This window comes from Streptomyces griseoflavus, assembly GCF_014649995.1.
In the GTDB taxonomy this organism is placed as follows: Bacteria; Actinomycetota; Actinomycetes; order Streptomycetales; family Streptomycetaceae; genus Streptomyces; species Streptomyces griseoflavus.
Map to the genome: position 1 here is coordinate 1 of NZ_BMUC01000035.1, position 9,141 is coordinate 9,141.

Genomic DNA, 9,141 nt, shown 5'->3' on the forward strand with positions numbered 1-9,141 from the left:
CCAACCCCGCCGTCCTCGCCTTCCTGCGGGAGTACGAGGACGACCTGGTGCTCTGCGTCAACAACTTCTCACGCTTCTCCCAGCCGACCGAACTCGACCTGCGCGAGTTCGCCGGACGCCATCCGGTCGAGCTGTTCGGCGGGGTGCGCTTCCCGGCCGTCGGCGAGCTGCCGTACCTGCTGACCCTCGGCGGCCACGGCTTCTACTGGTTCCGGCTCACGCGAGTCGCATCCCGCATCGGCCGCCGACTGTGAGCGTGTGCCGGCGTAAGGAGGCGTCACCATGACGAAGACCGCATTCCTGCGCCCGCGGAGCGCGCCCGCCGAGCCCATGGAGTCGCTCACCGGGCTGCTGCGCGAGTGGCTGCCGCTGCAGCGCTGGTTCGCCGGCAAGGACCGGCCCGTCACCGACCTCGGTGTGCTGTCGATGACGGAGCTGTTCCCGGGGTGTCTGCACGTCCTGGTGCACGCCGGGCACGGCGGTCCGCCCGCTCCCGGGGGCACCACGTCGGCGGGTGACTGCTACCAGCTGCTCCTCGGCGTGCGGGAACGCCCCTCGCCCCGGCTCGGCAAGGCGCTCATCGGCACGGTGATGGACGGCCGGCTCGCCGGAATGACCGTCTTCGACGCCCTCCACGACCCGCGCGCCGCCCAGCTCCTCCTGGAGCGGCTGCGCCGGCCCGGCGCGGCCGGCCCGCTGAGGTTCGAGTGCGACGCGTCGCAGCACGTGCCCGCCGGACTGGTGCCCCGGCTGATGACCGGAGAACAGTCCAACTCCTCGCTGGTGTTCGGCGACGAGTACATCCTCAAGGTGTTCCGGCGCATCCAGCCCGGCGTCAACCCGGACCTGGAGGTGCCCGGCGCACTGGCCCGCCAGGGATGCCACCGGGTCCCGGCGCCGGTGGCCTGGCTGCACACCACGTATCCGTTCACGGCGACGCTCGGGGTGCTCCAGCCGTATCTGCGCGACGCCTCCGACGGCTGGACGCTGGCCCTGGACGCGCTCGCCGCCGGTGACGACTTCACCGCGCAGGCGCACGCGCTGGGCCGGGCCACGGCGGACGTCCACCTGGCGCTGTCGTCGGCGTTCCCCATCGGCGCGCCCGGGGAGAACGGCAGGACGGCGGCGGCGATGACGGAGCGGCTGACCGACGCGGCGCACGCCGTGCCCGCGCTCCAGCCCTTCGTCCCCGGGCTGCGGTCCGCCTTCGCCGCGCTGGCCACCTGCGACGCCGGGCCGCCCGCCCAGCGCATCCACGGAGACCTGCACCTGGGGCAGGTGCTGCGCGCCGGACGCGAATGGTTCGTCATCGACTTCGAGGGCGAGCCGTCGCGGCCGCTCTCCGAACGGCGCAGCGCCCACTCCCCCGTGCGGGACATCGCCGGAATGCTGCGCTCCTTCGACTACGCCGCCCGCCAGCGCCGCCCCTGGCGCCCGGAGTGGGCGCGCCGCTGTCGCGAGGCCTACTGCGCGGGCTACGCGGCCCGCGCCGGCTGGGACCCGCGCAAGAAGCACGGCCTGCTCCGCGCCTACGAGACGGACCGTGCCGTGTACGAGGTGCTGTACGAGGCCCGGCACCGACCCGACTGGCTGCCCGTACCCATGGCGGCGATCGAGCGCCTCGCCGTGAGAGGAGACTGAAGCCGTGGCCCTGCACGACACCCCGCTTCCCGAATCGGCCGGGCCCGTCCCGTCCGCACCCGCGGCCCCGGGGGCCGCTCCGCCCCTGGACCCGGCCGACCGCGGCCGCCTGCTCGCGGGCGCCCACCACGACCCGCACGCGCTGCTCGGCGCGCACCCGGTGCCCGGGGGGATCGCCTTCCGGGCGCTGCGCCCCTTCGCCCGCGAGGTGGCGGTGGTAGTCGACGGCGGGCGCACCCCGCTCGTCTCGGAGGGCGACGGACTGTTCTCCGTCGTCCTGCCGCTGGACACGATCCCCGCGTACACCCTGGCGGTGGCCTACGAGGACGACGAGGCGGCCGAGACGCACGACCCGTACCGGTTCCTCCCGGCGCTCGGCGCGTTCGACCTGCACCTGATCGGCGAGGGCCGCCACGAGGAGCTGTGGACGGCGCTCGGCGCGCACCCGATGACCCATCAGGGCGTCACCGGCACCCGCTTCACGGTGTGGGCGCCCAACGCCCTGGGGGTGCGGGTCGCCACCGACTTCACCCACTGGGACGGCACGGCGTTCCCGATGCGCTCGCTGGGCTCGTCCGGGGTGTGGGAGCTGTTCCTGCCGGGCGTCGGCGAGGGCACCCGGTACAAGTTCGAGATCCACTCGCGCCACGGCCACCGGTTCCTCAAGGCCGACCCGATGGCGCGCCGGACCGAGGCGCCGCCGAACACCGCGTCCGTGGTGACGGCCTCGCACTACGAGTGGGGCGACGCCGAGTGGTTCGCGCGGCGGGCCGCGACGCCCGTGCACGAGGCGCCGTTCTCGGTGTACGAGGTGCACCTGCCGTCGTGGCGGCCGGGACTGACCTACCGCGAACTCGCCGACGTGCTGCCCGCGTACGTCACGGACCTGGGCTTCACGCACGTGGAGCTGATGCCGGTCGCCGAGCACCCCTTCGGCCCGTCCTGGGGCTACCAGGTCACCGGGTTCTACGCCCCCACCGCCCGCCTCGGCACCCCGGACGACTTCCGGTACCTGGTCGACGCCCTGCACCGGGCCGGCATCGGCGTGATCATGGACTGGGTGCCCGCGCACTTCCCGAAGGACGACTGGGCACTGGCCCGGTTCGACGGGGAGCCGCTGTACGAGCCCGGGGACTCCCGGCGCGCGGAGCACCCCGACTGGGGGACGTACACCTTCGACTTCGCCCGCACCGAGGTGCGCAACTTCCTGGTCGCGAACGCCGTCTACTGGTGCCAGGAGTTCCACATCGACGGGCTGCGCGTCGACGCGGTCGCCTCGATGCTCTACCTCGACTACTCGCGCGAGGACGGCGGCTGGGAGCCGAACGCGTACGGCGGCCGGGAGGACCTGGCGGCGATGGCGTTCCTGCAGGAGATGAACGCGACCGTCTACCGCCGCTGCCCGGGCGTCGTGACCATCGCGGAGGAGTCCACGGCGTGGGGCGGGGTGACCCGGCCCACCGACACCGGCGGCCTGGGGTTCGGGCTGAAGTGGAACATGGGCTGGATGCACGACTCCCTGGAGTACGTGTCCCACGAGCCGGTGCACCGCAAGTACCACCACCACGAGATGACGTTCGCGATGGTGTACGCCTACAGCGAGAACTACTGCCTGCCCATCTCGCACGACGAGGTGGTGCACGGCAAGCAGGCGCTGGTGTCGAAGATGCCGGGCGACTGGTGGCAGCGGCGTGCCACCGTCCGCGCCTACCTGGCCTTCATGTGGGCCCACCCCGGCAAGCAACTGCTCTTCATGGGGCAGGAGTTCGCGCAGGGAGCGGAGTGGTCGGAGAAGGAGGGGCCGGAGTGGTGGTTGCTCGACGAGGGGTACCACTCGGCCGGTGACCACCGCGGGGTGCAGGACCTGGTGCGCGATCTCAACGCGCGCTACCGCGCGACCCCGGCGCTCTGGCAGCGCGACACCGATCCGTCCGGCTTCCGGTGGGTGTCGGTCGACGCCGCCGACGACAACGTCTTCGCGTTCCTCCGGTACGACGCCGAGGGCTCCCCGCTGCTCGCGGTGTCGAACTTCTCACCCGTGGTCCGTCACGACTACCTCCTCCCCGCCGGCGACGACGTCGTCGCCTGGCAGGAGGTGCTCAACACCGACGCCGTGGGCTACGGCGGCGCCGGCGTCGGCGACCCCGGCCCGGTCAAGCCCGAGGACGGCCGCCTCCGGCTCACCCTGCCGCCGCTCGCGACGGTGTGGCTGGCGCCCGTCCCCCTGTGAGTCCCCGCGACGACGCCAGGTGTCCCCCGGCTCCGGCGGGGCATGCGGGATCGTACGACCGAGGGCAGCTCGGCGTCGTCGCGGCAGGTCACAGAAGGGCGGGACACACGTGCGGACCGTGGGAGTGGAGGAGGAACTCCTCCTGGTCGATCCGGAGACCGGCGAACCGCGGGCGATGTCCGCTGCGGTGCTCGCCCGGGCCGAACGGGACGGCTCCGGCCAGGACGTCTTCGAGAAGGAACTCCATGAGCAGATGCTGGAGTTCGCCACGCATCCGCAGTCGTCCATGGAGAGCCTGCACGCGGAGATCGTCCGCTGCCGCAAGGAGGCCGCGGGTCACGCCGGGGAGATCGGCTGCGCCGTCGCCGCGCTCGCCACGTCCCCGCTGCCGGTCAGCCCGTCCGTCGGTGTCAACCGGCGCTACCGGTGGATGGAGGAGCAGTACGGCATCGCGCCCCGGGAACAGCTCGTCATGGGCTGTCACGTCCATGTCTCCGTCGACTCCGACGAGGAGGGCACCGGGGTCGTCGACCGGCTGCGGCCCTGGTTGTCGGTACTGGCCGCGCTGAGCGCGAACTCGCCGTTCTGGCAGGGCAGTGACACCGGGTACCACAGCTACCGCAGCCGGGTGTGGCAGCGCTGGCCCTCCGCCGGTCCCACGGAGATCTTCGGCTCGCCCGAGCGTTACCACCGCAGGGTCGCCGACATGGTGGCGACCGGTGTGATCCTCGACGAAGGCATGGTGTACTTCGACGCCCGGCTGTCCCAGCGGTATCCGACCGTGGAGATACGGGTCTCCGACGTCTGTCTGCACGCGGAGACCGCCGGACTGATCGCCACCCTCGCCCGGGGGCTGGTGGAGACCGCCGCGCGGGAGTGGCGGGCCGGTGGGGAGCCGCCGGATCCCGGGGTCAGCCTGCTGCGGCTGTCGGCCTGGCAGGCGGCCCGCTCGGGCCTGGCGGGCGAGCTGCTCCACCCGCGGACGATGCGTCGCGCGCCCGCCGAGGAGGTCGTGCGCGACCTCCTCGACCACGTCGCCGACGCCCTGGAGGCGCACGGCGATCTGGAGCGCGCCCGCGAGGGCTGCGCCCGGCTGCTGCGCGACGGCAACGGCGCCCAGGTGCAGCGCGGCCTGATGCGGCGCACGGAGAGCCTGCGGGATGTCGTCACGGAGTGCGTGCGGCACACCCAGGCGTAGGGCGGGGCGGGCTCAGAGGATGAGGATCAGGGCGTAGACCAGGAAGAAGGCCGCGACCAGGACCGTCACGACGACGATCGCGGTCAGGGGCCCCTTGGACCAGCCTTTGCTCGGGTTGTGCCGTTCCAGGGGGCCCGCCTCCGGCATGCTGCTCTCCGCGGGCGGGGTCTCGCCGGGCGGTACGCCGCCTCCCGGCTCCAGGCCGGTGGTGCGTTCGGGATCGGGATCTGGGTTCACGAAGCTCATGGAGCCCGGGTCCCCCGAATCCGGCGAGATCATCAGTGCGGACACACTTGTCGCGATCCCGGCGCGGGGGCGGGTCGGCTGGACTACATTCAGGCACCGCCGATGACTGTCCTCACCGGCCGAGTCACGCCCCGTACATGTCAGGAGCAGCGCATGCGCGACCTCGCTCTCGCTCCCCCGTCCGCCGCGCCCCTGACCGGCGGTCTCGCCGACAGCCTCTTCGCGAGGGCGGACGAGAGCCCGGACCTGCCCGTGCTCGCTCACCGCGCCGGGCCGGCCTCCTCCACGTGGGAGCAGATCACCGCGGCGGAGTTCCGCGACTCGGTCGTGGGCCTGGCGAAAGGCCTGATCGCCTCCGGCATCTCCCCGGGCGCGCGGGTGGCGATCATGGCACGCACCCGTTACGAGTGGACCCTGCTGTGCCACGCCCTGTGGACGGTGGGCGCCGAGGTCGTACCGATCTATCCCACCTCCTCGCGCGAGCAGGTGGAGTGGATCCTCCGGGACGCCGGCTGTGTCGCCGTCCTGGTGGAGGACGAGCAGAGCGTGATGACCGTCGGGTCGGTGTGCGCGGCCCTGCCGCGACTGCGGCACGTCTGGCAGCTGGACGGGGGCGCGCTGGAACAGCTGACGGCACGCGGCGAGTTCATCCCGCCGGCCACCGTGGACTCGATGCGGCGCATCGTGCTGCCGGGCTCCACCGCCGTGATCGCCTACACCTCCGGCACGTCCGGCCACGCCATGGGCTGCGCGCTGAGCCACCGCGGTCTGGCGTTCGTCTGCGACACCCTGCTGGAGGGGTGGGGCCACACGGCGGCGCCGGCCGGTGAGCAGGGCGCCGTCCTCGCCTTCCTGCCGTTCTCCCACGTCTACGGGCTCATGATCCAGAGCCTGTGCGTCCGGGGCGGTCTGCTGATGGGGCACGAGCCCGACCTGAGCGGGGAGGCGCTGTCGTCGGCCCTGCGCACCTTCCGGCCCACCTACCTGTACGCGGTGCCCTCGCTGCTGGAGAAGATCTACAAGAACTTCCTGCGCACGGCGCAGCAGCAGGGCCGCGGCGCCCTGTTCGAGCGGGCCGCCGGCACGGCCCGGGACTTCGCCGCCGCGGTCGAGCGGCAGCGGCTGGGCCGGGGCTCCGGACCGGGCTTCGACCTGCGGCTGCAGCACGCCCTGTACGAGCGCACCGTCTACCGGCGGCTGCGGGCCGCGCTGGGCGGCCGGGTGCTGCGCGCCACCTCCGGCGGGTCACCGCTCAACCGCGGCCTCTCCCTCTTCTACGAGGGGATCGGCGTCTACGTCCACGACGGCTACGGGCTCACCGAGACCAGCGGCGGGGCGACGATGCAGCCGCTCGGGCGGGAGAAGTCCGGGACCGTGGGACAGGCGCTGCCGGGCACCGACATCCGGGTGGCCGACGACGGGGAGATCCTGGTGCGGGGGCCCGCGGTGTTCCAGGGCTATGTGGGCGACGAGGCCGCCACCCGGGCCGCGCTGAGGGGCGGCTGGCTCGCCACGGGGGACCTGGGCCGGCTGGACACCGAGGGCTACCTCACGATCACCGGCCGCAAGAAGGACATCATCGTCACGAGCAGCGGCAAGAGCGTGGCGCCGGCGGCCCTGGAGCACCGGCTGAGGATGCATCCGCTGGTGCACCAGGCCGTCGTCGTGGGCGACGACCGTCCCTGTGTCGGCGCCCTGATCACGCTGGACCCGGATTTCCTCTCCGACTGGCGCGCCGCGCTGTCCCTGCCGGGTGACGCGCCCGCCCGGGAGGCCCGGGAGGAGAACGCGCTGCGCGAGGAAGTCGCACGGGCGGTCGCCGCGGCCAACAGCAGCGTGTCGCGCTCGGAGTCGATCCGGGTGTTCCGGGTGCTGCCCGAACCGTTCGACGTGTCCAACGGTCTGCTGACGCCGTCGATGAAGCTGCGCCGGGACGAGATCGTGCGCCGCTACGCGCTGGAGATCGACGCGATGTACCAGTCGCGCACGCGTCCGGGGCGGACGCGGTCGCCGGAGGAGGCGGCGGGCTGGGACGACTCCGACAACGTGTTCCGCTGAACACCCCGGCCCGCTTCGACGCGTGAGGGGTTTGTCACCGAGGACGCACGGGCATGCGGGCGCGTAGGCTCCGCGCTCACGGGAACCCACCAGATCGGGGGACGCACAGGACAGCGACGACCGCCCCGGTGTGCCGGGGCCTGGAAGGCGAGATGGCACCCGAGCCGCGTAGGGACAGGACACTGGCCGGCGAGGAGATCACGAGCCGCATCGCCAGCTTCCCGGGGGAGCTGCACGATGTGACGGACGCACGCATGGTCGCGGAGGAGTTCCTCTTCGACCTGGCCCGCGTGTCGGCGCCGTCGGCTCCGGAACACTGGGACGACATACTCCTGGTGGTCACGGAGCTGGCCGCCAACGCGGTCCAGTACGCACCCGGTCCCTTCGAGCTGCGCCTGCGCAGGACCTTCGACGGGGTGCACGTGGTGATGCGCGACAGCAGCACCACCGAGCCGGCCCCGCGGCCCTTCCATCCGAACAGCGGCGGCGGCGGGATCGGCTGGCACCTGATCCACACGCTCTGCGACCAGGTCAGTGTGGTCCGCGACGACCACGGCAAGGACATTCACGCGTTCCTGCCGTGGTGAGCCGCTACGGACGGAGGGCTCGGAGCCGGCCGTTCAGCCGGCGGGCTCCTCACGGGGCGGCAGCCCGTGGTAATAATCACCGACCGCGGTGAGATAGGCCGGGTCCATGGTCTCGCTGTCGGTCCGGAAGCGGGGCGCCTCCTTCACCTCGGCCCGGGTGCAGGAGACGGTCACTCTCTGCTCCCCCGGTTCCACCGTGCTGACGACACCGACCGGCACCAGGACGCTGCGGCCGAACACCCACACGCCGGTGTCGACGACGAGGTGCCGCATCCCGTGGTGGTCGGCCTGGCGGTCGACATGGCCGATGGTGCCGTCGCTCGCGACGACGGTGTAACCCGTCAGGTCCCGCTCGGCGACGGGACTCAGGTCCGGTGTGTAGGACCAGATGCTGTGGATGGGCACTGCTCGTTTCCTCCCCGGAGAACGTCCGCTGGGCGCAGGGAGCGGTCCGGCATCGGCCCGCGCCCTCCTTCACAGGGGCCAATACCCGTCGGGGGCCCGTGCATTCGACAGGCGCAGGCCCGGAAACACCGCGTCCGGAGCCGGTGCGCGGCGCATCGCGGGAAATCTGTCCGTGTACCCGTGAAGACGCAAGGTATGCACACCGTCTTCAGGTTTTCTCCATGGGCTCGAGGGGCGGCCCCGCACTTTGTTCCCTGCCCGCAAAGTGGGTTAGCCTGCGGCGTATTTCTCATCGCGCAGATCCGTGAACTGCGGAAACACGCACTGAGCCAGCCGGAACGAGGGTGCGCATGACCAGCAAGAGCGCCGAGGGGACCGACACGGCTCCGGGGGACGAGGAGCTGAGGCGGCTCCTGGCGGGGCTGACGGCCGTCCGGGACGGGGACTTCGGCACTCGGCTGCCGGACGACGCGGACGGCCTCATGGGCGACATCGCCAAGGTCTTCAACGGCATGGTGGACCAGTTGTCCGTGTTCACCTCCGAGGTGACGCGCGTGGCGCGTGAGGTCGGCACCGAGGGTGCCCTGGGCGGGCAGGCGGAGGTGCCGGGGGTCTCGGGCACCTGGGCCGACCTGACGGACTCGGTGAACGCCATGGCGGGCAACCTCACCGCGCAGGTCCGCAACGTCGCCCAGGTGACGACGGCGGTGGCCAAGGGCGACCTGTCGCAGAAGATCACCGTGGACGCCCGCGGCGAGATCCTCGAACTCAAGAAC

The 9,141-nt window shown here is 72.3% G+C and carries 9 protein-coding genes; 7 read left to right on the forward strand and 2 right to left on the reverse strand.

What is annotated here, in order from left to right:
- The 4 genes from IE172_RS33985 to IE172_RS34000 form a co-directional block, all read left to right on the forward strand.
- Nucleotides 1–254 (forward strand): alpha-glucosidase C-terminal domain-containing protein (locus IE172_RS33985; RefSeq protein WP_190101230.1); only part of this gene is annotated, 254 nt, incomplete at its 5' end.
- Between the two features lie 28 nt (nt 255–282).
- A complete protein-coding gene (locus tag IE172_RS33990; protein ID WP_190101231.1) occupies nt 283–1,641 on the forward strand; it encodes a maltokinase N-terminal cap-like domain-containing protein in 1,359 nt (452 codons plus the stop codon).
- Nucleotides 1,642–1,645: 4 nt separating this feature from the next.
- The gene (gene glgB / locus IE172_RS33995; RefSeq protein WP_190101232.1) at nt 1,646–3,871 is read left to right on the forward strand and encodes a 1,4-alpha-glucan branching enzyme; all 2,226 of its coding nucleotides are present in this window, start codon (nt 1,646–1,648) and stop codon (nt 3,869–3,871) included.
- A gap of 109 nt (nt 3,872–3,980) precedes the next feature.
- Complete coding sequence (locus IE172_RS34000) at nt 3,981–5,069, forward strand: glutamate--cysteine ligase 2 (protein WP_190101233.1); 1,089 nt, start codon at nt 3,981–3,983, stop codon at nt 5,067–5,069.
- Between the two features lie 12 nt (nt 5,070–5,081).
- On the opposite strand, the gene IE172_RS34005 is transcribed toward IE172_RS34000, so the two are convergent.
- Nucleotides 5,082–5,315 carry a DUF6480 family protein gene (locus IE172_RS34005; RefSeq protein WP_190101234.1) on the reverse strand — a complete coding sequence of 78 codons (234 nt, stop codon included), beginning with the start codon at nt 5,313–5,315 and terminating at the stop codon, nt 5,082–5,084.
- A 153-nt stretch (nt 5,316–5,468) separates the two neighbouring features.
- On the opposite strand from IE172_RS34005, the gene IE172_RS34010 reads away from it, so the two are divergent.
- Together IE172_RS34010 and IE172_RS34015 are read left to right on the forward strand one after the other, a co-directional pair.
- Entirely contained in the window at nt 5,469–7,373 is a 1,905-nt protein-coding gene (locus IE172_RS34010) for an AMP-dependent synthetase/ligase (RefSeq protein WP_190101235.1), read from the forward strand.
- Nucleotides 7,374–7,525: 152 nt separating this feature from the next.
- Nucleotides 7,526–7,960, forward strand: coding sequence for an ATP-binding protein (locus IE172_RS34015; RefSeq protein ID WP_190101236.1), 435 nt, complete (start codon nt 7,526–7,528; stop codon nt 7,958–7,960).
- Nucleotides 7,961–7,993: 33 nt separating this feature from the next.
- On the opposite strand, the gene IE172_RS34020 is transcribed toward IE172_RS34015, so the two are convergent.
- Entirely contained in the window at nt 7,994–8,365 is a 372-nt protein-coding gene (locus tag IE172_RS34020) for a PRC-barrel domain-containing protein (RefSeq protein WP_190101237.1), read from the reverse strand.
- A gap of 350 nt (nt 8,366–8,715) precedes the next feature.
- Here IE172_RS34020 and IE172_RS34025 point away from each other — a divergent pair.
- On the forward strand, nt 8,716–9,141 hold a 426-nt coding region (locus IE172_RS34025; RefSeq protein ID WP_190101238.1), incomplete at its 3' end, for a HAMP domain-containing protein.